Below are 21,254 nucleotides of genomic sequence, written 5' to 3' on the forward strand. Positions count from 1 at the left end.
TCGCGGGCTCGCCCGCTCCCATAGGTTGACTTGGGAGCGAGCAAGCCCGCGAATGAGCAAACACATTAGCCGCGGCGGTAAACAATCTCCTTGCTACCGGCCTCGCAGCTACCAATCACCTTGCCCGCCGGCTCGCCTTTCTTGACGATCTCCAGCTTGTAGCCAGTGACGCCCTTGGCATCCAGCTTGGCCGCAATTTCCGCCTTCAGTTCCTCGCACGGTTTGCCCGCTGCCAGCGCACCACCGGCCAGGGTCATCAGGCCCAGCGCCAGAATCAGTTTGTTCATCACTCGCGTTCCTTGTGCAGATGAAATCAGAAGGGGCCCCACCAAGGCGCCCCTTTTCTGAATACCTCATCACGCCGGGATCATACAACCCAACGTTGTTTCAGCTATTGGCGATACGGAAGCCGACCTTCAGCGTGACCTGGAAGTGCGCCGCTTTGTTGTCGCGGATATGGCCGCGGGTATCGACCACTTCGAACCATTCCAGGTGCTTGATGCTTTTACCGGCTTCGGCCAGAGCATTGTTAATCGCCTCTTCGATACTGGTGGGCGAAGACCCGACCAGTTCGATTTTCTTGTAGGTGTGATGATCGGTCATGAGTGCTCTCCGTGGTTGACAGTGAGATTCAGCCTAGCAGCGCAGGCCTGGTTTACCTGCGAGCGGTCACTGTCAGCGAAAGTTCGATCGCACTTTCACGCAGCCCAAGGGTCGCAATCCTTACAGCCCATACTGCAAAGGAGAGTCAACATGCACCGCAACTCGCTGCGTAAAACATCCCTGGAAAGCATGGAAGCGGAGATCGAGAGCCTTCTGAAAAGCTTGGAACACCTCAAGCATGATGCGTCGGAAGAGTCCCAGAAGTCGGTGAAGGCAATCCGCAGCAACGCTGAAAGCGCACTGCGTCATTCGCGCAGCCTACTGAGCGATGCGTACGAGGAAGTGAAGCAGCGCACCCGACAGACCGGCATAGCCACCCGGGACTACGCCCAGGAGCACCCATACACCACCGCCGGTGTGGCCATTGGTGCGCTGGGCCTGCTGGCGGCCTACCTGATATGCAAGCGAAACTAAGCGCTCTGCCGCGCAAGTTCCGCCCGTAACCACTGCGCCAACTGCTCGGCGCGCCCGTCTGCGGCGCGCCGTGGCACCCACAATGCCAGCGCCGCCTGGGTAGGTGAGAAGCCCCAAGGCGCACTCAAACGGCCCGCCCGCAGGTCATCGGCGACCAGTGGCTGCGGTGCAATCGCCACGCCCAATCCGGCCACGGCAGCCTCCAGCAGGTAATACAGGTGCTCGAAAGCCTGACCATAGTGAATGGCCGTCGGGTCCAGGCCCTGTTGCACCGCCCAGGTAGGCCACGCTTGCGGGCGTGAAGTGGTGTGCAGCAAGGCTTCGCCCAACAATGCCTTGGCGGGCGCCCCCTGCAAGCGCTGGAAACCTGCGAAATGTGGGCTGAGCACCGGCCCGATGCATTCTTCGGCCAGCACGTGCACCTGCATGTCCGCCGGCCACGGTGGCTCGGCATACACCAGCAACGCATCCAGCCCGGGCCGCCGCGGGTCCAAGTCGCCCTCACCCGCCGACAGGTGCAAGCGCAGCTCAGGCAAATCCGCCTGCAACCGGCCCAGTCGCGGGATAAACCACCGCGCCAGCAGGCTGCCCGAGCAGCCCAGCACGAATGGCGCCTCGCTCACATCACGGCTGAGCTCGGAACACACGCTGCGCAGCCGGTCGAAGGCCTCACCGCTGGCATCGCGCAGACGCATACCGGCATCTGTGAGTTTGATGCCACGCCCGTCCTTGACGAACAGGGCTACGCCCAGATGCTCCTCAAGCACCTTGATCTGCCGGCTGACAGCGCCGTGGGTGACGTGCAGCGCTTCCGCCGCCTGGCTGACACTGTTCAGCCTGGCGGCAGCCTCGAAGGCGCGCAGGGCATTGAGGGGAGGGAGGTCGTGGGCCATTTTACCTGTGAGTTTTTCTGACAAGTTTACGCAATCTTATCGGTTTTCAGCCGAGCTTGCCGTGGTTAGAGTAAAGCTCATCACTCATTCACTACGCCCCGGAGCGCCCCATGACCCAGTCCCAATACCGCCCCGGCCCCGACGCCAATGGCCTGTTCGGCTCGTTCGGCGGCCGCTACGTGGCCGAAACCCTGATGCCACTGGTGCTGGACCTGGCCCGCGAATACGAAGCGGCCAAGGCAGACCCCAAGTTCCTTGAAGAGCTGGCTTACTTTCAGCGCGACTACATCGGCCGCCCCAACCCGCTGTACTTCGCCGAGCGCCTGACCGAGCATTGCGGCGGGGCGAAGATTTTCTTCAAGCGTGAAGAGCTCAACCATACCGGCGCGCACAAGGTGAACAACTGCATCGGCCAGGTGCTGCTGGCCAAGCGCATGGGCAAAAAGCGCCTGATCGCCGAAACCGGCGCCGGCATGCACGGTGTCGCCACCGCCACTGTCGCCGCGCGCTTCGGCCTGCCTTGCGTGATCTACATGGGCGCCACCGACATCGAGCGCCAGCAGGCCAACGTGTTCCGCATGAAGCTGCTGGGCGCCGAGATCGTGCCGGTTACCGCCGGCACCGGCACCCTGAAAGACGCCATGAACGAAGCCCTGCGTGACTGGGTTACCAACGTCGAAGACACCTTCTACCTGATCGGCACCGTGGCTGGCCCACACCCGTACCCCGCCATGGTGCGCGACTTCCAGTCGATCATCGGCAAAGAGACCCGTGCCCAGTTGCAAGAGAAGGAAGGCCGCCTGCCAGACAGCCTGGTTGCCTGCGTCGGCGGCGGCTCCAATGCCATGGGCCTGTTCCATGAGTTCCTCGAAGAGCCGAGCGTGCAGATCATCGGCGTTGAAGCCGGTGGCCACGGCGTACACACCGACAAGCACGCCGCCAGCCTGAACGGCGGCGTACCGGGCGTGTTGCACGGCAACCGCACCTACCTGTTGCAGGACCAAGACGGCCAGATCACCGATGCCCACTCGATTTCCGCAGGCCTGGACTACCCGGGCATCGGCCCGGAGCACGCCTATCTGCATGAGGTGAAGCGCGTCGAGTACGTCAGCATCACCGACGACGAAGCATTGGATGCGTTCCACGCAACCTGCCGTCTGGAAGGCATCATTCCAGCCCTGGAAAGCTCCCACGCCTTGGCCGAAGCGATCAAGCGCGCACCGAAGCTGCCCAAGGACCACCTGATGGTCGTGTGCCTGTCGGGCCGCGGCGACAAAGACATGCAAACCGTCATGAACCACATGGCCGCCCAGGAGAAACAGGCATGAGCCGTCTTGAACAACGCTTCGCCGAGCTGAAGGCCGAAGGCCGCTCGGCACTGGTCACCTTCGTCACAGCTGGCGACCCGGGCTACGACGCCTCGTTGCAGATCCTCAAGGGCCTGCCGGCTGCTGGCGCCGACGTGATCGAGCTGGGCATGCCGTTCACCGACCCGATGGCCGATGGCGTGGCCATCCAGCTGGCCACCCTGCGCGCCCTTGAAGCTGGCCAGACCTTGGCCAAGACCCTGCAGATGGTTCGCGAATTCCGTGTGGATAACCAGACCACGCCGATCGTGCTGATGGGTTACTACAACCCTATTCACCGCTTTGGCGTGGACACGTTCGTGGCTCAAGCCAAGGCAGCGGGCGTCGATGGCCTGATCATCGTCGACCTTCCGCCAGAGCACGACGCCGAACTGGCTACCCCGGCCCAGGCCGCAGGCATCGACTTCATCCGCCTGACCACCCCGACCACCGACGACGCGCGCCTGCCGCGCGTGCTGGAGCGCAGCTCCGGGTTCGTCTACTACGTGTCGGTGGCTGGTGTGACCGGTGCCGGTTCGGCGACCACCGAGCATGTGACCGAAGCCATTGCCCGCCTGCGCCGGCATACCGATCTGCCGATCAGCGTTGGCTTCGGCATTCGCACGCCGGAACAGGCTGCGAACATTGCCCGCTTGGCGGATGGTGTGGTGGTGGGCTCGGCACTGGTCGACAAGATCGCCCAGGCCAAAAGCGCCGATCAGGCGGTGACTGATGTATTGAGCCTGTGCTCGGCATTGGCTGAAGGGGTGCGTGGCGCACGCCGCTAAATCGCGTCGTCTGCTTCGCGGGTAAACCCGCTCCTACGGGGCCAGTGCCACCCTCTGGCTCTGCGATATCGTTGTAGGAACGGGTTCACCCGCGAAGAGGCCAGCACAGGCAACCCCCGCCTAGCCCCCAAAAACCGACAGATTCAATGGCCGCACGGCCCCCATCCAGATCGCATGATCCCGGTGATCCGCCAGTTCATCCCCGGTTTCCGGATGCATGAATACCACCAGGCCCTTGCGGTACAGCGCCAACCAAGGCAAAACCACTCCCACCACTTCGGGCCCGAACGCCAGCTGGCAACTCCAGTCCGGATGCGGCCCAACCGGTTTCTGATGCATGCGCCCCATGGTCACCGGGAACAGCCGCGCCGCCTCCTCGCACAGTTCGCGGGCCTGCTCCATGGTGGCTGCGTCGTAATAAACGTGGGCGTGATAACCCTTGATCCTCTGCACGATAACTCCTGATTGCGGTCCAACCATCACCACCTGCAACGGGAGTGATGCAGTGAAAAACGCCGAAACCCCAGTGTTCAAACTGGTCCTGTTCGGGCCTGAAAGCAGCCTGGGCAATGCCCTGATGGTCGAGCTGCTGTCGCGCCAGCACGAAGTCATCGCCGTGGTCGACGACCTCAACCGCCATTCGCCGCGTCCGGGCCTGCACTTCAAGATAGGGGGGCTGGGTGATGCCCACCAGGCGGAGCAGGGCGCAGCGGGCGGCTCGGCGGTGATCGCCCTGTTACCAGCGCTGGCGCCGGGTGACCTGCCGGGGCAGGCACGCTTGAGCGAGGCGCTGGTGGCGGGGCTTTCGCGTACGACTATACGCCGGCTACTGCTTGTGGGCGATTTCGATGTGCTGGATGAGCCGGGCAAGTACAGCGAGGTGGAACGGGAATGCGTGGCCCAGGTGGTTGATGGGTTGCAGCGCAGTGCCTTGCACTGGACGCTGATCAATGCACCGGAGGAACTGGCCGGGTTGGGCATGGAGCATTTTCGCAGTACCGAAGGCACGCTGGAGCCTGGGCTGGCTGAGCCGTTGCGGCGATTGTCCAGGATCGCAGCGGGGATGGTGGACATGCTGGAGCTGGACTTGCACCGGGGCGAGCACCTGAACTTCGTGGTCTAAATTGCCGGGGGCCGCAAAGCGGCCCCAAAATCTCAAAGGCTGCGCTCCTGCTCCAACCAATCCACGAACCGCTCGATCAACGCCCCACGCCGCTTGCGCGGCGGTAAGACTACGTAATAGCCGCGTTCCGAGCGCAAACTCCCCTCCAGCGGCCGACACAGCAACCCTTGCTCCACCAACCTGTCCACCAGGTGCGCCCAGCCAATCGCCACCCCTTGCCCGGCAATCGCTGCCTGAATCAGCAAGGTATAGTTATCAAACCGCAGCTGCCCCGCCGGCGGTGGGCTGTCCACACCAAACCCACGAAATACCCCCGCCCAGTCAAACCAGCGGCTGGCCTGCTCGCCCTTCAAATGCAGCAGCGGCAATCGTTGCAAAGCCACAGCTGACAAGGCTTTGCCATGAGTCAGATGGGGGCTGCACACCGGGAACACTTCCTCATCGAATAGCCAGCGGCTTTCTCCTTGGTGAAAGCGTCCATCGCCAAACAGCACCGCCACATCAATGTCCGGGCGCAACATGCCCTGGCTGCGCTCACCCGTCACCAGGCTCACATCCACCTGAGGATAAGCCTCATGAAAGCGCTGCAGCCTTGGCATCAGCCAGAACGCCGCAAAGGCAAAGTCGGTGGCGACCTGCAGCACTTCGCGCTGGCCGCGCCCGCCGGCCTGGGCAATACCGTCATCCATAGCCTGCAGCCCCTGATGCACCTGTTCGAACAGCACCTGGCCAGCCTCGGTCAGCTCGATGCCCCGGTAAATGCGGTCAAACAGGCGCGTGCCCAACTGTGCCTCCAGGCGCTTCACCTGCTGGCTCACTGCCGGCTGCGTGGTACCCAACTCCAGCGCCGCAGCAGTAAAGCCACGTAGGCGCGCAGCGGCCTCGAATACGCGCAAGGTATCCAGCGACAACCCAGCAAGGTGCTCAAACATAAGCTTGGCTAATCCCAGTCATTGCCCGCCATGGGCTTTACCCATGTTATCCACAGTCGCATCTTGGTAGGCAAGCAGTTCGCATAACCCTCAACGATGGAAGCCACTATGACGCGTCCGAATATCCTGTTCATCATGGCCGACCAGATGGCCGCGCCCTTGCTGCCGATCTACGGCCCTTCGCCCATCAAGATGCCGCACCTCGGCCGTCTGGCCGAGCAAGCCGTGGTGTTCGACTCGGCCTACTGCAACAGCCCACTGTGCGCGCCATCACGCTTCACCCTGGTCAGCGGTCAGTTGCCCAGCCGCATTGGCGCCTACGACAACGCGGCCGACTTCCCTGCCGATGTGCCGACCTACGCCCATTACCTGCGTCGCCTGGGCTACCGCACCGCGCTGTCGGGCAAGATGCACTTCTGCGGCCCGGACCAGTTACACGGCTATGAAGAACGCCTGACCAGCGACATCTACCCGGCCGACTACGGTTGGGCGGTGAACTGGGACGAACCCGATGTGCGTCCAAGCTGGTACCACAACATGTCCTCGGTGCTGCAGGCCGGTCCATGCGTGCGCACCAATCAGCTGGATTTCGACGAGGAGGTAGTGTTCAAGGCGCGTCAGTACCTGTACGACCATGTGCGCGAAAACGATGGCCGGCCATTTTGCCTGACCGTTTCGATGACGCACCCGCACGACCCCTACACCATTGCCAAACGCTACTGGGACCGCTACGAAGGGGTGGATATCCCCATGCCCCGTGCCGAGTTCAGCCAGGCAGCACTCGACCCGCATTCGCAGCGCCTGCTGAAGGTCTACGACCTGTGGAACAAGCCACTGCCTGTGGATAAGGTTCGCGACGCCCGCCGCGCCTACTTCGGCGCGTGCAGCTATATCGATGACAACATCGGCCAATTGCTGCAGACCCTGGAGGAATGCAACCTGGCCGATGACACAGTGATCGTGTTTTCCGGCGACCACGGCGACATGCTTGGCGAACGTGGCCTCTGGTACAAAATGCACTGGTTCGAAATGTCGGCGCGGGTGCCGCTGCTGATCCATGCGCCGAAGCGCTTCGCGGCGGGCCGGGTCACTGCCTCGGTGTCGACCTGCGACCTGTTGCCAACCTTGGTCGAACTGGCTGGCGGCGCTGTGGATAAAGACCTGCAGCTGGACGGCCGCTCACTGCTGGGCCATCTGCAAGGGCAGGGCGGTCACGACGAGGTGATCGGCGAGTATATGGCCGAAGGCACCGTCGGCCCGCTGATGATGATCCGCCGCGGGCCCTACAAGTTCGTGTACAGCGAAGACGACCCATGCCTACTCTATGACCTGAGCCGCGACCCGCACGAGCGGGAGAACCTCACCGGCAGCCCGGACCACCAGGTGCTGCTGCAGGCATTTGTCGATGAAGCGCAACAGCGCTGGGACATCCCCAGCCTGCGCCAGCAGGTGCTGGCCAGCCAGCGCCGCCGCCGCCTGGTGGCCGAAGCGCTGGCCATCGGCAAGCTGAAAAGCTGGGATCACCAACCACTGGTGGACGCCAGCCAACAGTACATGCGCAACCACATCGATCTCGATGACCTCGAGCGCAAGGCACGTTATCCACAGCCCGCCCCCCTGGATTGAGAAGAGAGGCCGCCATGCACAAGTTCTCCGCCGCCGTGTTCGTCCTGGCCCTGAGCGCCACCACGGCCCACGCCGCAGACAGCGATGCGCAATGCAGTACCGTGAAAATGGCCGACCCCGGCTGGAGTGATATTGCCTCGACCAATGCCGTGGCACGCCTGTTACTGGAAAGCCTGGGTTACCAGGTGAAGATCGACAGCCTGGCCGTACCGATCATCTACGGCGGCCTCAAGGACGGCCAGGTCGACGCCTTCCTCGGCAACTGGATGCCGGCGCAGCAAGGCTTCCATGACAAGTTCATCGCCAATGGCGATGTGCAGCAGCTGTCGCGCAACCTGGAGGGAACCGAGTTCACCCTCGCAGTGCCCGACTATGTGTGGAATGCCGGGGTGAAGGACTTCGCTGACCTGCAGAAACACGCCGGGCAGTTCGACAAAAAGCTGTATGGAATCGGCTCCGGCGCCCCGGCCAACCTGTCGCTCAAGGCAATCATCGACAAGAATGAATTCAACCTCGGCCAGTGGAAGCTGGTGGAGTCCAGCGAGCAGGCGATGCTGGCCCAGGTCGACCGGGCGGTGAAGAAGCAACAATTCATCACCTTCCTTGGCTGGACCCCGCACCCGATGAACGTGAAGCTGAAAATGCATTACCTGACCGGTGGGGAAAAGTGGTTCGGCAGCAAGGGCGAGGTATATACGCTGACGCGCAAGGGTTATCCACAAGCCTGCCCGAATGCCGCGAAGCTGCTGGGTAACCTCAAGTTCACACTGGACATGGAAAACAGCATCATGGCCGAGGTGGTAGACAAGAAGATCAGCTTCGATGAAGCGGCCAAGGCCTGGGTGAAAGCGCATCCTGAACGGTTGGATGGGTGGTTGGCCGGAGTTACCACCAAGGCCGATGGGGATGCCCTGGAGGCCGTCAAAGCCAAACTGTAATCTCACAAAGCAACACACCAACCCTGTGGGAGCGGGCGCGCCCGCGAACACCGGCAAAGCCGGTGCCAAGCAACGCGTTGGCTTTTTCGCGGGCATGCCCGCTCCCACAGGGCTTGGCGACCCCTTAAGGATTGTGGATAACCCATGCATCGCCTCTCTTTACTGCTGCCCTTCCTCACCTGGCTTCCCCGCCAATCGGGCCGCAGCCTGCGCCAGGACCTGCTGGTAGGCTTGAGCGGCGCCATCCTCGCCCTGCCGCAATCCATCGCCTACGCCCTGATCGCCGGCCTGCCCGCCGAATACGGGCTTTACGCCGCCATCGTGCCGGTACTTATCGCCTGCCTGTGGGGTTCTTCCTGGTACCTGATCTGCGGCCCGACCGCTGCCATTTCCATCGTGCTCTACGCCAGCATCAGCCCGCTGGCCGTGGCCGGCAGCGCTGACTACATCACGCTTGTGTTGCTGCTGACCTTCCTCGGCGGCATTTTCCAGCTGCTGCTCGGGCTGTTGCGCTTCGGTGCGCTGGTCAACTTCGTCTCCCATTCCGTGGTGCTCGGCTTCACGCTGGGTGCCGCCATCGTCATTGCCTTGGGCCAGCTACCCAACCTGCTGGGCATGGCCCTGCCCAGCCAGGCCACCGCGCTGATGACCGTGCAAGACCTGGCCAGCCACGCAGGCGAGGTCGACCTGCCTTCCTTGCTGCTGGGCGTGGCCACCGTAGTGATCGGTGTGGCCTTCAAACTCTGGCGCCCACGCTGGCCGAGCCTGTTGATAAGCCTGATCCTGGTCAGCTTGCTGGCCTGGCTGATGCCGGGCTTCTTTGGCCATGTACCGCGGGTGGCAGCGTTCACCGGGCAACTCCCGCCTTTCAGCCCGCTGCCTTTGCTGGACGTGGAGCTCATGTTGCGTCTGCTGCCCAGCGCCGTGGCGGTAGGCATGCTGGGGTTGGTCACCAGTCTGTCGATTGCTCGCTCGTTATCGGCACGTTCAGAACAACTAATCGACCCGGACCAGGAAATACGCGCACAGGGCCTGTCGAACATTGCCGGTGCATTTTTCTCGGGTTACTTGTCTGCCGGCTCCTTCACCCGCTCGGGCCTGAGCTACGAGGCGGGCGCCCGCTCGCCCATGGCCGGGGTGTTTTCGGCGCTGTGGGTGGCGTTGTTCGCGGTGACTGGCGCCGGCCTGATCGCGCACCTGCCGATACCGGCCATGGCCGGCAGTATTCTGCTGATCTGCTGGGGGTTGGTGGACCACCGAGGGATCCGTGCATTGTTCCGGGTCAGCCGCTCGGAGTTTCTGGTGATGGCGCTGACGGCGGCAGCGACATTGCTGCTGGAGCTGCAGACGGCCATCTATGCCGGCGTGCTGGCTTCGCTGTTCTTCTATTTGAAGCGCACCTCACGACCACGGATCCAACAAAGCCGTGAAGGGGACGCGGATGTATTGCGGGTAGGTGGGTCGATTTTCTTTGGTGCGGCGCATTACCTGCAGGTGCGCTTGCAGCGCTGCCAAGGGCCGCATGTAGTGATCGATGCCCGGCAGGTGAATTTCATCGATTACTCGGGTGTGGACATGTTGCACCGCGAGGCGCGGCGGTTGCGGCGATTGGGGGGGAGTTTGACCTTGCACCGGGCCAGGCCGCAGGTGATCGAGGAGTTGCAGAAGCTGGAAGGGGTGGAGTTGTGCCCGATCCGGTTTGAGGAATGAGGTTGGGATTCTGGGGCTGCTTTGCAGCCCATCGCGACGCAAGGCCGCTCCCACAGAGGATCGGCGTACGACGTACTTTGTGGAAACGGCCTTGCGTCGCGATAGGGCCGCCAAGCGGCCCCGGCCATCTCAGCCCCGAGCGAGTTGCCGGCGCAGTTCAGCCAACACCGGCGCCGTATCCGGCCTCACGCCACGCCAGATAAAGAAGGCTTCAGCTGCCTGCTCAGCCAGCATCCCCAACCCATCCAGTACCTTGGCAGCCCCCAGCTTGGTAGCCCACTGGCAAAACGGCGTCGGCTCCTTGCCATACATCATGTCGTAGCAAACCGTACGACCCGCCTCGACCAAGCTGTCGGCAATCGGTGGTAATTCCCCGGCCAAGCTCGCCGAGGTGGCGTTGATGATCACATCCACAGGTTCCTGCAACCAGGCAAACCCGCTGGCCACCACCGGCCCCAGTTCATCGAACTCGCGCGCCAGCTGCTCGGCCTTTTCCACGGTACGGTTGGCAATCACCAGCGACTGCGGCTTGTGCGCCAGAATAGGCTCCAGCACGCCGCGCACGGCGCCACCGGCACCGAGGATGAGAATGCGCTTGCCCGCCAGCTCGACCCCGGCATTCACCGTCAGGTCGCGCACCAGGCCAGCGCCGTCGGTGTTGTCGCCCTGCAGGGTGCCATCAGCCAGCTTGCTCAGCGTGTTCACTGCGCCTGCGCGCCGGGCACGCGGGGTCAGGCTGTCGCACAGGCGGTAGGCCTCTTCCTTGAACGGCACGGTGACATTGCCGCCACTGCCTTGCTTGAAGAAGCCGCGCGCGCAGTCGCTGAACTCGTCCAGTGGCGCCAGCAGCGTGGCATATTCCAGGTCCTGACCGGTCTGCTCGGCGAACAGGCGGTGGATCAGCGGCGACTTGCTGTGGCCGATGGGGTTACCAAAAACGACGTACTGGTCCATGACGGCTCCTTGTTTATCCACAGGCTTACTGGCCGAGCCAGTCGCGGTCCTGCAGGAAGTACTCTGTCAGGCGCGCTTCTTCACTGCCGGGCGCGGCCTTCCAGTCATAACCCCAACGCACCTGCGGTGGCAGCGACATGAGGATGGATTCGGTGCGGCCACCGGACTGCAGGCCGAACAGGGTGCCGCGGTCATAGACCAGGTTGAACTCCACGTAGCGGCCGCGGCGGTATTCCTGGAACTCGCGCTGTTGCGGGGTGTAAGGCGTGTCTTTGCGGCGCTGGACGATCGGCAAGTAGGCGTTGATGTAGGCATCGCCGATGGCGCGGATGAAAGCGAAGCAGGTGTCGAAGTCCCACTCGTTCAGGTCGTCGAAGAACAGGCCGCCGATGCCGCGTGGCTCGCCACGGTGCTTGAGGTGGAAGTAGCGGTCGCACCAGGCCTTGTAACGCGGATACACGTCGGCGCCGAACGGTGCGCAGGCCTGTTCGGCCACGCGGTGCCAGTGGATGCAGTCTTCTTCGTTGCCATAGTACGGCGTCAGGTCGAAGCCGCCGCCGAACCACCATACGGCCTCTTCACCTTCCTTTTCGGCGATGAAGAACCGCACATTGGCGTGGGAAGTAGGCACATACGGGTTGTGCGGGTGGATCACCAGCGACACCCCCAGGGCCTCGAAGCCACGGCCCGCCAGTTCAGGGCGGTGGGCGCTGGCCGAGGGAGGCAGGCCGGCACCAAACACATGGGAGAAGTTGACTCCGCCTTTCTCGATCACCTTACCGTCGCCGATCACCCGCGTGCGGCCCCCGCCACCGGCTTCGCGCACCCAGGCGTCCTCGACGAAGCGGGCACCGCCGTCTTCGGTTTCGAGGGCAGAGCAGATGCGGTCTTGCAGGTCGAGCAGGTAGGCTTTCACGGCCTCGGTGCGGCTAGTCATCGGGTCACCAGGAACGGGCAGGGAAGAATTCGCCGCGTAGCATACCACCGCCAGCGCGCGCGCCGCAGTTGACGACGACCAAGCAAAGGCGTCCGATAGAAGGCCTTTCCCGATCCCGACTACAGGAGTGCGAGATGGCCAAGCGTATCCAGTTCAGCCAGCATGGCGGCCCGGAAGTGCTGCAGTTTGTGGAATTCGAACCCACCCCGCCCGGGCCACAGCAGGTGCGTGTGCGTAACCATGCGATCGGCCTGAACTTCATCGATACCTACTTCCGAAGCGGGCTGTATGCGCCGCCGTCCCTGCCTTCTGGCCTGGGTACCGAAGCGGCAGGTGTGGTAGAGGCCGTGGGCGAAGGCGTGTCCCGGCTGAAGGTAGGAGACCGTGTGGCACATGCCGGCGGCCCGCTGGGCGCCTACAGCGAGGTGCATACGCTACCGGAAGCCAACCTGGTCAAGCTGCCGGACACCATCAGCTTCGAGCAGGCGGCAGCGGTGATGCTCAAGGGTTTGACCGTACAGTACCTGCTGAAGCAGACCTATGAGGTGAAGGCGGGTGATGTGATCCTGTTCCATGCCGCAGCCGGTGGTGTAGGGTCGCTGGCTTGCCAGTGGGCCAAGGCCCTGGGCGCCAAGCTGATCGGCACCGTGAGCTCTGCCAAGAAGGCAGAGCGGGCCAAGGCGCTGGGGGCTTGGGCGACCATCGACTACAGCCGTGAAGATGTGGCCAAGCGCGTACTGGAGCTGACCGACGGCAAGAAATGCCCTGTGGTGTATGACGGCGTGGGCGCCGACACTTGGCTGACCTCCCTGGACTGCCTGCGCCCGCGTGGGTTGATGGTGAGCTTTGGCAACGCTTCCGGTGCGGTGAGCGGGGTGAACCTGGGGATTCTGGCGCAGAAGGGCTCGCTGTATGTCACCCGGCCGACCTTGGCCACCTATGCCAACAATGCCGAGAACACCCAGGCCATGGCCGATGACCTGTTTGCGATGATTGCGAGCGGAAAGCTGGTTGTGGATATCCAGCAGCGGTATCCACTGAGCGAGGCGGCCAAGGCGCAGGCAGAGCTGTCGGCGCGGCGGACTGTAGGATCGACTGTACTAATCCCCTGAGCCACACACATCCCCTGTAGGAGCGGGTTTACCCGCGAAGAAGCCACCGCAATGGATGGCACCGGCTTTGCCGGTGTTCGCGGGCAAGCCCGCTCCCACAGGTACTGCGTCGGCTTCGATAGCTTCGCTATGCCTGTGAGGGTCGGTTTGTCGGCGGTGGAGACGACTCGATGCCATCGAGTATCGCCTCGATCACACCCTCTGCCATCTCAATCGCATGCAGGTTCGACCAGAACATGCCACGGCCTTCTTCACGCATGTAGTCCAAAGCTTTGTAGCCGGTTTCGTAAGCGCTGCGCAGGTAAAGGGCTACGTGGACCAGAGCGTCCTCGGCAGAAATGTTTGGGTTGACGGTGAAGAGTGGATCGTGGCCGGCATCGCAGTGGCCGAAGGGGCGGGTGGAGGTGCATGGGAGAGGTGGATCGGGGACTATTTTCTTCATCATTGGAAAATGCTCCTCAAGGCCGCCAACCCTCACTACCACGTGAATGGGTGGCGACTGTACGCGAGGTGGTAGACCCGGGCATTTTCCAATCCAGGCAGGCTCGAAAGCCTCCCACGCACAGCCACCATAGACTGTCATGGAAAAAATGCATCCGGGCTACCACACCCGATCGCCAAGTTATTCGGCGACGGATAGAGCCTAGAGGCAGAGGTTCCCACTTAGAAGGTGATGGAAGGAGACGCGGGTCGTAGGATATTTCCGAAGTGCCCAGCTGGACAGACATTTTGGCAAAAATCAGAAAACCCTGATCACGTAGAAAGCCACAGAAGGCCCATCTATAGCACGCGAGAAAAAGATCCCGGCTTGACCGTACAGATTCGGAAGCGTAGCCTTTCTGCTTGAGGATGTGCTGGTGCGCCGGTTGAGTTTCAAGTTATCCGGGCGAGTGCATCCCCGCCATTTAGGCCGCTTAAGCGGCCTTTATTTTTTGGCTTGTTTCTATCCCCTTTCGGGATGATGGAATAGAGCTCTGCCTTGGGCTTGCGGGCCGTCAGTTCAAAAATCGCCTCATCGAAGACCTCGTTACCATAGCCATCATCGCGACCAAACGTGCTGCGAAGGGCAGTCATGTGCGTGGCACTCTTCCAGATCGACGTCGCAGCCAGTGCTGCCTTGATCTGCAGAATCATGTCATCGATGGTGTAACCATCTCGTACTACCCGGCTTCTGTAGGCATGGCTACCGATGAAAACGATGCCTGGGTCCTCAAGCTGTGGCAAATCCTGCCCGTCCTTCTGCCTATTGATCGCGTCAAACTGATCAGCGGTGAACCTACCAATTTCCACCGCCCTGACCCGGTGGTTGGACGCAAGCTGCTCAAGATTCGCCCTTATCAGGTACTCGGCATTTTCGAATAGCGGCATGTTCCCCAGTACTCCCGCCGATTGGCGACGGTTCTTGCTAGCGTCAAAGATCGAGCGCCGCACGTGCGACGCATGGCTAGCAAGCTAGAGGCTGGGGTTTATGCAGGGAAGGTGAAGACTGGGGACGCAGGGAGTAAGAAATTTCCCAAACTCAGTACCGGACAGCCATTCGAGACATAATCAGAAAAATCTGCGGTGAATTGGCCCTAACCTCGTGGGAGCGGGCATGCCCGCGAACACGGGCGAAGCCCGTGCCAGGCACCGAGTTGTATTCTTCGCGGGCGCGCCCGCTCCCACAGGGGCCCGAGACCCGAGCCAGGCGTGTGGATTGGTATCAACCCGGGCGAACGACTTCGCCGGTTGCCAGGTCGCGAATCACACTCGGGTTCTTCCGCCCGCCCAGCGCACCACCCAGCACCAGGTCCAACTGGCCATGGAAGTACTGCTCAACCCGCAAGCGGGTCTTCGCCGCCGGGCGCCCGCCAGGGTTGCACGAGGTGGAAATCAGCGGCCCCACCAGCGCGCACAGCTCACGCACCACCGGGTGATCACTGACCCGCAGCGCTACCGTGTCATGCTGCCCGGTCACCCATTCGGGCAACAGGTCCTGGTGCGGCACCAGCCAGGTGTTCGGCCCCGGCCAGGTGCTGCTCATGCGGTCGATCCAGTCTTCGGGGAAGTCCTCGAACAGGAAGTCGAACTGACGGATATTGTCAGCGATCAGAATCAGCCCTTTATCCACAGGACGCGACTTCAGCGCCAGCAGGCGATACACCGCGTCCTCGTTCCATGGGTCGCAGCCCAGGCCCCAGACCGCTTCCGTCGGGTAGGCGATCACCGCGCCCGCCCGGATCTCACGTGCGGCTTGTTGCACACGAAAACTGCTCACCATTGCTGTTTCTCCGCCTATATACCTTGCATGTGAGCAGTGTACTTAGCCCGCACGGGCAAACCAACGCCCGGCTTCATTGCTGACCCGGCCTTCCAGCTCCAGCTCGGTCAACTGCGCCAGCACGTCGGCCAGCGGCTGCTCGCTGCAGTGGGCCAGGCTTTCACTGGTCTGGGGTGCGGCATGCAGCAGGGCGAGCAGGGGGTGGTCGAATCTGTCCACAACCGCAGGCGGCAGGTTCTGCCAACCCTGCAAGCTTTCCAGGATCTGCTCCACAGTTTCCACCAGCAGCGCCCCATCACGGATCAGCTGGTGACAGCCCTTGGCCCCCGGGTGATGAATGGAGCCCGGAATGGCGTACACCTCGCGGCCTTGTTCCGCCGCCAGGCGCGCCGTGATCAGCGAGCCGCTGGCGAGGCTCGCCTCGACCACCAGCACACCGAGCGACAGGCCACTGATGATGCGGTTGCGCCGGGGGAAGTTGCCGGGCAGCGGCCCGGCATCCAGGGGATACTCGGAAACCAGCGCACTGCCGTTGTCGATCATCGCCTGCGCAAGGTCCCTATGGCGCTGTGGATAAAGTTTTTGCAACCCCGTCCCGAGCACGGCAATCGTGCCGCCGCCAGCCTGCAACGCGGCCCGATGAGCGGCACCGTCGACACCTACCGCCAGCCCGCTGGTAATGGTGAAACCAGCCTGCGCGAGGTAGCGGGAAAATGCCCGGGCGGTGTCGAGCGCCGGGGGTGTGGCACGTCTGCTGCCCACGATCGCCAGCTGAGGACGATCGAGCAAGGCAGGTTCGCCAGCGACAAAAAGCAGCGGCGGGGCATCGTCGATTTCTGCCAGCAAAGCTGGGTAGTCTGGGCCGTCCCACATCAGCAAATGCTGGCCAGGGCGCTCCAGCCAAGCCATTGCGGCCAGTGCGCCATCGCGTACCTCGGCACTGCGCCGGGCATCGATGGTGGCTTGGGGAATGCCCAGCGCTCGCCAGGCCGAAGCGGGAGCACTGAGCGCGGAGGAGGCACTGCCGAAGGCTTCGAGCAACGTTCGAAAGCGTCGCAGTCCAGCCTCGGGGAGGCGATGCAGGCGTAAGCGTGCCTCCAGTTCGGCAGGCGGGCAGGGCGACGAATGGTGACTGGGCATTGAGATCATCCTTGATCGAAAGGGGGCCAATTACGTGGCACAACCTGTGGATAACTCTGTGAGTAACACTTTGAAAAGCTGTCCATTGATTGGGGGCTATCAAGCCCATAGTCACCCTAGACGAGCTTGCCAGGTGCCGAAATCCCCGTTTCCCTTTATTATGTGTGCTCAGTTTTCAACCGAACGCACAGTGACTGCCTGACCTTATGGCCATCTTGAACATTCTCGAATTCCCGGACCCGCGCCTGCGCACCCTCGCCAAACCGGTGACGGAGTTCGACGACGCCCTGCGTCAGCTGATCGACGACATGTTTGAAACCATGTACGAAGCCCCTGGCATCGGCCTGGCCGCTACCCAGGTGAACGTGCACAAGCAGGTTGTGGTCATGGACCTCAGCGAAGACCGCAGCGAACCGCGCGTCTTCATCAACCCGTCGGTCGAAGAGCTGACCCATGACATGGGCCAGTACCAGGAGGGCTGCCTGTCGGTACCGGGCTTCTACGAGAACGTCGACCGTCCGCTGCGTGTCCGGGTCAAGGCCCAGGACCGCGACGGCAAGCCGTTCGAACTGGAATGCGAAGGCCTGCTGGCGGTGTGCGTACAGCACGAATTCGATCACCTCAACGGCAAGCTGTTCGTCGACTACCTGTCGCAGCTCAAGCGCGACCGGATCAAGAAGAAGCTGGAAAAGCAGCATCGCCAGCAAGCCTGATCCCCACCTTCCTGAAGGCTTGCTCCGGCAAGCCTTTTTCTTTTTTGAAGCGAGAACTCCATGCGCATCGTCTTTGCAGGCACTCCAGAGTTTGCCGCCGAACACCTCAAGGCCCTGCTCGACAGCCCCTACGAGATCGTGGCCGTCTACACCCAGCCCGACCGCCCGGCCGGCCGTGGCCAGAAGCTGATGCCAAGTGCGGTCAAGGCACTGGCCGTGGCCCATGACATCCCGGTGTTCCAGCCGCAGACCCTGCGCAACGCCGATGCGCAGGCCGAACTGGCCGCACTCAAACCAGACCTGATGGTAGTGGTCGCCTACGGCCTGATCCTGCCGCAGGTGGTGCTGGATATCCCGCGCCTGGGTTGCATCAACAGCCACGCTTCCCTACTGCCACGCTGGCGCGGTGCCGCGCCGATCCAGCGTGCCGTGGAAGCTGGCGACGCCGAAAGCGGCGTGACCGTGATGCGCATGGAGGCCGGCCTGGACACCGGCCCGATGCTGCTCAAGGTAGTCACCCCGATCAGCGCCGAGGACACCGGCGGCACCTTGCACGATCGCCTGGCCGAAATGGGCCCGCCCGCAGTGGTTCAGGCCATCGCCGGCCTGGCTGACGGTTCGCTGCAAGGCGAAATACAGGACGATGCCCTGGCCACCTACGCGCACAAACTGAACAAGGACGAAGCGCGTATCGACTGGACCCGCCCCGCTGTCGAGCTGGAACGCCTGATCCGCGCCTTCAACCCATGGCCGGTGTGTCACAGCACTCTGGATGGTGAAAGCGTCAAGGTGCTGGCCGCCAACCTGTCCACAGGCCAAGGCGCCCCAGGCGAGATACTTTCCGCCAGCAAGGACGGCCTCGTAGTTGCGTGCGGGGACCAAGCCCTGAGCCTGACCCGCCTGCAACTGCCTGGCGGCAAGGCATTGAGCTTCAGTGACCTGTTCAACAGCCGCCGCGAGAAGTTCGCCGCTGGCAAGGTGCTGGGCCAATGAACCCACGCCTCGCCGCCGCCCGTGCGCTGGCCGCTGTGCTCAGCGGCAAGGCTTCGCTGAACAGCTCGCTGCCGGCGCAACTGGACAAGGTAGATGAACGCGACCGCGGCCTGACCCAGGACCTGGCGTTCGGCACCGCACGCTGGCAGCCACGCCTCGACCTGCTGGCCGCACAGCTGCTGCAAAAGCCCTTCAAGGCAGCCGATGCCGATGTTCAGGCGCTGCTGCTGGTCGGCCTGTACCAGCTGTTCTACACCCGCATTCCGGCCCATGCCGCCATCGGCGAGACCGTGGGCTGTGCCGACAAACTGAAGAAGCCGTGGGCCAAGGGCCTGCTCAATGCCGTGCTGCGCCGTGCCCAGCGCGAAGGCGAGGAACTGCTCGCCGGCATGGAGCGCGACCCGGTGGTGCGTACCGCGCACCCGCGCTGGCTGCAGAAGGCGCTGAAAGCCTTCTGGCCAGAGCAGTGGGAGGCCATCTGCGCCGCCAACAATGCCCACCCTCCGATGATTCTGCGGGTCAACCGCCGTCACCATAGCCGCGATGCCTACTTGGCACTGCTGGCCGAAGCAGGCATTGGCGCCAGCGCATGTCAGTACAGCCGGGATGGCATCGTGCTGGCTGAAGCCTGCGACGTGCGCGGCCTGCCAGGCTTCGCCGAAGGCTGGGTGAGCGTGCAGGACGAAGCCGCGCAGCTATCTGCCGACCTGCTGGAACTGGCCCCCGGCCAACGCGTGCTCGATGCTTGCTGCGCACCGGGCGGCAAGACCTGCCACCTGCTGGAGGCCGAGGCTGGCCTGGCGCACATGGTGGCCATCGACCTCGAAGCCAAGCGCCTGACCCGCGTGCGAGAAAACCTCGACCGCCTGCAACTGGACGCCGAGCTGATCGCCTGCGATGCCCGCGACACTGCCAGCTGGTGGGACGGCAAGCCATTCCAGCGCATTCTGCTCGACGCGCCGTGCTCGGCCACCGGCGTGATTCGCCGCCACCCGGACATCAAGATGACCCGCCAAGCCGACGACATTCCGGCTTTGGCCACACTGCAAGGCGAGCTGCTCGATGCCCTGTGGCCGACCTTGGAAGTGGGCGGCATGCTGCTATACGCCACCTGCTCCACATTGCCGACCGAGAACACTGAAGTGATCAAAGCCTTCCTCGCGCGCACCCCGGGCGCTCGTGAGCTGGACCTGGCGACCGAAGCCGGCCTGCGCCAGCCCCACGGCCGTCAGTTGCTGGCCCAGGAAGGCGGCCACGACGGTTTCTACTATGCCAAGCTGATCAAGATCACCGCCTCGCGCGGATAAGAACAAAGGATAGGGAGTAGCGCATGAAGATCATCATCCTCGGCGCAGGGCAGGTAGGCGGTACGCTGGCTGAACACCTGGCCAGCGAAGCCAACGACATTACCGTGGTCGACACCGACGGCGACCGCCTGCGCGACCTCGGCGACCGCCTGGACATCCGCACCGTCCAGGGCCGTGGCTCACTGCCGACGGTACTGCGTCAGGCCGGTGCCGACGACGCCGACATGCTGGTGGCGGTAACCAACAGTGACGAGACCAACATGGTTGCCTGCCAGGTGGCCTATTCGCTGTTCCATACCCCGACCAAGATTGCACGGGTGCGCGAATCGTCCTACCTGACCCGCGAAGAGCTGTTCGACAACGACCATATCCCGGTCGACGTTCTGATCAGCCCCGAGCAGGTGGTGACCAATTACATCAAGCGCCTGATCGAACACCCAGGCTCGCTGCAGGTGATCGATTTCGCCGAGGGCAAGGCCCAGCTCGTGGCAGTGAAGGCCTACTACGGCGGCCCGCTGGTCGGCCAGCAATTGCGCCAGATCCGTGCGCATATGCCCAACGTCGACACCCGCGTGGCGGCCATCTTCCGCCGTGACCGGCCGATCACCCCGCGTGGCGACACGGTGATCGAAGCCGACGACGAGGTGTTCTTCATTGCCGCGAAGAAGGATATCCGTGCAGTGATGGGCGAACTGCGCCGCATCGACGAAACCAATAAACGCATTGTCATCGCCGGCGGCGGGCAGATCGGCGAGCGCCTGGCGGAGGCCATCGAAAGCCGATATCAGGTGAAGATCATCGAGATGAGCCCGGCGCGTTGTCGGCACCTCTCCGATACCCTGGAAAGCACTGTAGTGCTGCAGGGCAGCGCCTCGGACAAAGACCTGATGCTCGAAGAGAACATCGCCGACGCCGATATTTTCCTGGCCCTGACCAACGATGATGAAGCCAACATCATGTCGTCCTTGCTGGCCAAGCGCCTGGGCGCAGGCAAGGTGATGACCATCATCAACAACCCGGCTTATGTCGACCTGGTGCAGGGCGGCGATATCGACATTGCCATCAGCCCGCAGCTCGCCACCATCGGCACACTGCTGGCGCACGTCCGTCGTGGCGACATCGTCAGTGTGCACTCGCTGCGCCGTGGTGCAGCCGAGGCTATCGAGGCGGTGGCACACGGGGACTCGAAGTCGAGCAAGGTGGTCGGCAAGGCAATCGAGGACATCACGCTGCCACCGGGCACCACTATTGGTGCGATCATCCGTGATGAAGAGGTGATGATTGCCCATGACGACACCATGATCGAATCAGGGGACCATGTGATCCTCTTCGTTGTGGATAAAAAGCATATTCGCGATGTGGAGAAGCTGTTCCACGTCGGCTTGAGTTTCTTCTAGGAGAAGAG

At 62.8% G+C, this 21,254-nt stretch carries 23 protein-coding genes; 12 read left to right on the plus strand and 11 right to left on the minus strand.

The genetic code is table 11. The features are described 5' to 3' along the window. Positions 1 to 65: 65 nt before the first annotated feature. Positions 66 to 287 (minus strand): DUF1161 domain-containing protein, encoded by a 222-nt coding sequence (locus C4Q27_RS11305; RefSeq protein WP_064492528.1) that lies wholly within the window; start codon positions 285 to 287, stop codon positions 66 to 68. A 100-nt stretch (positions 288 to 387) separates the two neighbouring features. Then, a complete protein-coding gene (locus C4Q27_RS11310) occupies positions 388 to 603 on the minus strand; it encodes a dodecin (RefSeq protein WP_003253076.1) in 216 nt (71 codons plus the stop codon). 150 nt (positions 604 to 753) lie between these two features. On the opposite strand from C4Q27_RS11310, the gene C4Q27_RS11315 reads away from it, so the two are divergent. Further along, on the plus strand, positions 754 to 1,077 hold the full coding sequence (locus C4Q27_RS11315) for a YqjD family protein (RefSeq protein ID WP_003253078.1): 324 nt from the start codon (positions 754 to 756) through the stop codon (positions 1,075 to 1,077). Here the strand turns inward: C4Q27_RS11315 and C4Q27_RS11320 are convergent. Beyond that, the gene (locus tag C4Q27_RS11320; protein WP_064492529.1) at positions 1,074 to 1,970 is read right to left on the minus strand and encodes a LysR family transcriptional regulator; all 897 of its coding nucleotides are present in this window, start codon (positions 1,968 to 1,970) and stop codon (positions 1,074 to 1,076) included. The two genes, C4Q27_RS11315 and C4Q27_RS11320, sit on opposite strands and share 4 nt — an antisense overlap. Positions 1,971 to 2,080: 110 nt before the next feature. Between C4Q27_RS11320 and trpB the strand changes: the two genes are divergently transcribed. Further along, the gene (gene trpB, locus C4Q27_RS11325; protein ID WP_010951489.1) at positions 2,081 to 3,298 is read left to right on the plus strand and encodes a tryptophan synthase subunit beta; all 1,218 of its coding nucleotides are present in this window, start codon (positions 2,081 to 2,083) and stop codon (positions 3,296 to 3,298) included. Then, on the plus strand, positions 3,295 to 4,104 hold the full coding sequence (trpA, locus tag C4Q27_RS11330; protein WP_064492530.1) for a tryptophan synthase subunit alpha: 810 nt from the start codon (positions 3,295 to 3,297) through the stop codon (positions 4,102 to 4,104). Before trpB ends, trpA begins: the two co-directional genes overlap by 4 nt. A 120-nt stretch (positions 4,105 to 4,224) precedes the next feature. On the opposite strand, the gene C4Q27_RS11335 is transcribed toward trpA, so the two are convergent. Further along, positions 4,225 to 4,557, minus strand: coding sequence for a DOPA 4,5-dioxygenase family protein (locus tag C4Q27_RS11335; protein WP_020189868.1), 333 nt, complete (start codon positions 4,555 to 4,557; stop codon positions 4,225 to 4,227). 52 nt (positions 4,558 to 4,609) lie between these two features. Between C4Q27_RS11335 and C4Q27_RS11340 the strand changes: the two genes are divergently transcribed. Continuing rightward, the gene (locus C4Q27_RS11340) at positions 4,610 to 5,227 is read left to right on the plus strand and encodes an NAD(P)-dependent oxidoreductase (RefSeq protein WP_064492531.1); all 618 of its coding nucleotides are present in this window, start codon (positions 4,610 to 4,612) and stop codon (positions 5,225 to 5,227) included. A gap of 32 nt (positions 5,228 to 5,259) precedes the next feature. Here C4Q27_RS11340 and C4Q27_RS11345 read toward each other — a convergent pair whose 3' ends face one another. Beyond that, on the minus strand, positions 5,260 to 6,159 hold the full coding sequence (locus C4Q27_RS11345) for a LysR family transcriptional regulator (RefSeq protein ID WP_104886840.1): 900 nt from the start codon (positions 6,157 to 6,159) through the stop codon (positions 5,260 to 5,262). Between the two features lie 108 nt (positions 6,160 to 6,267). On the opposite strand from C4Q27_RS11345, the gene betC reads away from it, so the two are divergent. The 3 genes from betC (at position 6,268) to C4Q27_RS11365 (ending at position 10,433) form a co-directional block, all read left to right on the plus strand. Further along, entirely contained in the window at positions 6,268 to 7,785 is a 1,518-nt protein-coding gene (betC, locus tag C4Q27_RS11350; RefSeq protein WP_104886841.1) for a choline-sulfatase, read from the plus strand. A 14-nt stretch (positions 7,786 to 7,799) separates the two neighbouring features. Further along, positions 7,800 to 8,723: a choline ABC transporter substrate-binding protein gene (gene choX, locus C4Q27_RS11355; protein WP_003253093.1), complete on the plus strand. Its 924-nt coding sequence runs from the start codon at positions 7,800 to 7,802 to the stop codon at positions 8,721 to 8,723. Positions 8,724 to 8,867: 144 nt separating this feature from the next. Continuing rightward, positions 8,868 to 10,433 (plus strand): SulP family inorganic anion transporter, encoded by a 1,566-nt coding sequence (locus tag C4Q27_RS11365; RefSeq protein ID WP_104886842.1) that lies wholly within the window; start codon positions 8,868 to 8,870, stop codon positions 10,431 to 10,433. Positions 10,434 to 10,562: 129 nt separating this feature from the next. Here C4Q27_RS11365 and aroE read toward each other — a convergent pair whose 3' ends face one another. Then, on the minus strand, positions 10,563 to 11,387 hold the full coding sequence (gene aroE, locus C4Q27_RS11370; protein WP_003253098.1) for a shikimate dehydrogenase: 825 nt from the start codon (positions 11,385 to 11,387) through the stop codon (positions 10,563 to 10,565). A 25-nt stretch (positions 11,388 to 11,412) separates the two neighbouring features. Further along, entirely contained in the window at positions 11,413 to 12,324 is a 912-nt protein-coding gene (gene hemF / locus C4Q27_RS11375; protein WP_104886843.1) for an oxygen-dependent coproporphyrinogen oxidase, read from the minus strand. A gap of 134 nt (positions 12,325 to 12,458) precedes the next feature. On the opposite strand from hemF, the gene C4Q27_RS11380 reads away from it, so the two are divergent. Beyond that, on the plus strand, positions 12,459 to 13,436 hold the full coding sequence (locus C4Q27_RS11380) for an NADPH:quinone reductase (RefSeq protein WP_064492535.1): 978 nt from the start codon (positions 12,459 to 12,461) through the stop codon (positions 13,434 to 13,436). Positions 13,437 to 13,563: 127 nt separating this feature from the next. On the opposite strand, the gene C4Q27_RS11385 is transcribed toward C4Q27_RS11380, so the two are convergent. The 4 genes from C4Q27_RS11385 to dprA form a co-directional block, all read right to left on the minus strand. Beyond that, positions 13,564 to 13,881, minus strand: coding sequence for a hypothetical protein (locus C4Q27_RS11385; RefSeq protein WP_104886844.1), 318 nt, complete (start codon positions 13,879 to 13,881; stop codon positions 13,564 to 13,566). Positions 13,882 to 14,309: 428 nt separating this feature from the next. Further along, entirely contained in the window at positions 14,310 to 14,804 is a 495-nt protein-coding gene (locus tag C4Q27_RS11390; RefSeq protein WP_064492537.1) for a hypothetical protein, read from the minus strand. Between the two features lie 334 nt (positions 14,805 to 15,138). After that, positions 15,139 to 15,696, minus strand: a complete 558-nt coding sequence (locus C4Q27_RS11400) for an L-threonylcarbamoyladenylate synthase (protein WP_010951476.1) — start codon at positions 15,694 to 15,696, stop codon at positions 15,139 to 15,141. Between the two features lie 42 nt (positions 15,697 to 15,738). Then, a complete protein-coding gene (dprA, locus tag C4Q27_RS11405) occupies positions 15,739 to 16,836 on the minus strand; it encodes a DNA-processing protein DprA (protein ID WP_019436826.1) in 1,098 nt (365 codons plus the stop codon). Between the two features lie 206 nt (positions 16,837 to 17,042). On the opposite strand from dprA, the gene def reads away from it, so the two are divergent. Genes def through trkA form a run of 4 tightly spaced genes read left to right on the plus strand, consistent with a single transcriptional unit; the run spans position 17,043 to position 21,246 of the window. Continuing rightward, on the plus strand, positions 17,043 to 17,549 hold the full coding sequence (gene def / locus C4Q27_RS11410) for a peptide deformylase (protein WP_003253111.1): 507 nt from the start codon (positions 17,043 to 17,045) through the stop codon (positions 17,547 to 17,549). Between the two features lie 60 nt (positions 17,550 to 17,609). Then, positions 17,610 to 18,542: a methionyl-tRNA formyltransferase gene (gene fmt, locus C4Q27_RS11415; RefSeq protein WP_064492538.1), complete on the plus strand. Its 933-nt coding sequence runs from the start codon at positions 17,610 to 17,612 to the stop codon at positions 18,540 to 18,542. Further along, positions 18,539 to 19,849, plus strand: a complete 1,311-nt coding sequence (rsmB, locus tag C4Q27_RS11420) for a 16S rRNA (cytosine(967)-C(5))-methyltransferase RsmB (protein ID WP_104886845.1) — start codon at positions 18,539 to 18,541, stop codon at positions 19,847 to 19,849. The genes fmt and rsmB overlap by 4 nt, the downstream gene beginning before the upstream one ends. A 23-nt stretch (positions 19,850 to 19,872) precedes the next feature. Beyond that, on the plus strand, positions 19,873 to 21,246 hold the full coding sequence (gene trkA, locus C4Q27_RS11425) for a Trk system potassium transporter TrkA (RefSeq protein WP_010951472.1): 1,374 nt from the start codon (positions 19,873 to 19,875) through the stop codon (positions 21,244 to 21,246). The last annotated feature ends 8 nt before the right edge of the window (positions 21,247 to 21,254 follow it).

The organism is Pseudomonas sp. SWI36 (assembly GCF_002948105.1).
Lineage (GTDB): Bacteria > Pseudomonadota > Gammaproteobacteria > Pseudomonadales > Pseudomonadaceae > Aquipseudomonas > Aquipseudomonas alloputida.

Excerpts from the sequence above, each read along its gene's own strand:
- C4Q27_RS11305 (WP_064492528.1), bottom strand. The coding sequence starts at position 287 with ATGAACAAACTGATTCTGGCGCTGGGCCTGATGACCCTGGCCGGTGGT.
- C4Q27_RS11310 (WP_003253076.1), bottom strand. The coding sequence starts at position 603 with ATGACCGATCATCACACCTACAAGAAAATCGAACTGGTCGGGTCTTCG.
- C4Q27_RS11315 (WP_003253078.1), top strand. The coding sequence starts at position 754 with ATGCACCGCAACTCGCTGCGTAAAACATCCCTGGAAAGCATGGAAGCG.
- C4Q27_RS11320 (WP_064492529.1), bottom strand. The coding sequence starts at position 1,970 with ATGGCCCACGACCTCCCTCCCCTCAATGCCCTGCGCGCCTTCGAGGCT.
- trpB (WP_010951489.1), top strand. The coding sequence starts at position 2,081 with ATGACCCAGTCCCAATACCGCCCCGGCCCCGACGCCAATGGCCTGTTC.
- trpA (WP_064492530.1), top strand. The coding sequence starts at position 3,295 with ATGAGCCGTCTTGAACAACGCTTCGCCGAGCTGAAGGCCGAAGGCCGC.
- C4Q27_RS11345 (WP_104886840.1), bottom strand. The coding sequence starts at position 6,159 with ATGTTTGAGCACCTTGCTGGGTTGTCGCTGGATACCTTGCGCGTATTC.
- betC (WP_104886841.1), top strand. The coding sequence starts at position 6,268 with ATGACGCGTCCGAATATCCTGTTCATCATGGCCGACCAGATGGCCGCG.
- choX (WP_003253093.1), top strand. The coding sequence starts at position 7,800 with ATGCACAAGTTCTCCGCCGCCGTGTTCGTCCTGGCCCTGAGCGCCACC.
- C4Q27_RS11365 (WP_104886842.1), top strand. The coding sequence starts at position 8,868 with ATGCATCGCCTCTCTTTACTGCTGCCCTTCCTCACCTGGCTTCCCCGC.
- aroE (WP_003253098.1), bottom strand. The coding sequence starts at position 11,387 with ATGGACCAGTACGTCGTTTTTGGTAACCCCATCGGCCACAGCAAGTCG.
- hemF (WP_104886843.1), bottom strand. The coding sequence starts at position 12,324 with ATGACTAGCCGCACCGAGGCCGTGAAAGCCTACCTGCTCGACCTGCAA.
- C4Q27_RS11380 (WP_064492535.1), top strand. The coding sequence starts at position 12,459 with ATGGCCAAGCGTATCCAGTTCAGCCAGCATGGCGGCCCGGAAGTGCTG.
- C4Q27_RS11385 (WP_104886844.1), bottom strand. The coding sequence starts at position 13,881 with ATGATGAAGAAAATAGTCCCCGATCCACCTCTCCCATGCACCTCCACC.
- C4Q27_RS11390 (WP_064492537.1), bottom strand. The coding sequence starts at position 14,804 with ATGCCGCTATTCGAAAATGCCGAGTACCTGATAAGGGCGAATCTTGAG.
- C4Q27_RS11400 (WP_010951476.1), bottom strand. The coding sequence starts at position 15,696 with ATGGTGAGCAGTTTTCGTGTGCAACAAGCCGCACGTGAGATCCGGGCG.
- dprA (WP_019436826.1), bottom strand. The coding sequence starts at position 16,836 with ATGCCCAGTCACCATTCGTCGCCCTGCCCGCCTGCCGAACTGGAGGCA.
- def (WP_003253111.1), top strand. The coding sequence starts at position 17,043 with ATGGCCATCTTGAACATTCTCGAATTCCCGGACCCGCGCCTGCGCACC.
- fmt (WP_064492538.1), top strand. The coding sequence starts at position 17,610 with ATGCGCATCGTCTTTGCAGGCACTCCAGAGTTTGCCGCCGAACACCTC.
- rsmB (WP_104886845.1), top strand. The coding sequence starts at position 18,539 with ATGAACCCACGCCTCGCCGCCGCCCGTGCGCTGGCCGCTGTGCTCAGC.
- trkA (WP_010951472.1), top strand. The coding sequence starts at position 19,873 with ATGAAGATCATCATCCTCGGCGCAGGGCAGGTAGGCGGTACGCTGGCT.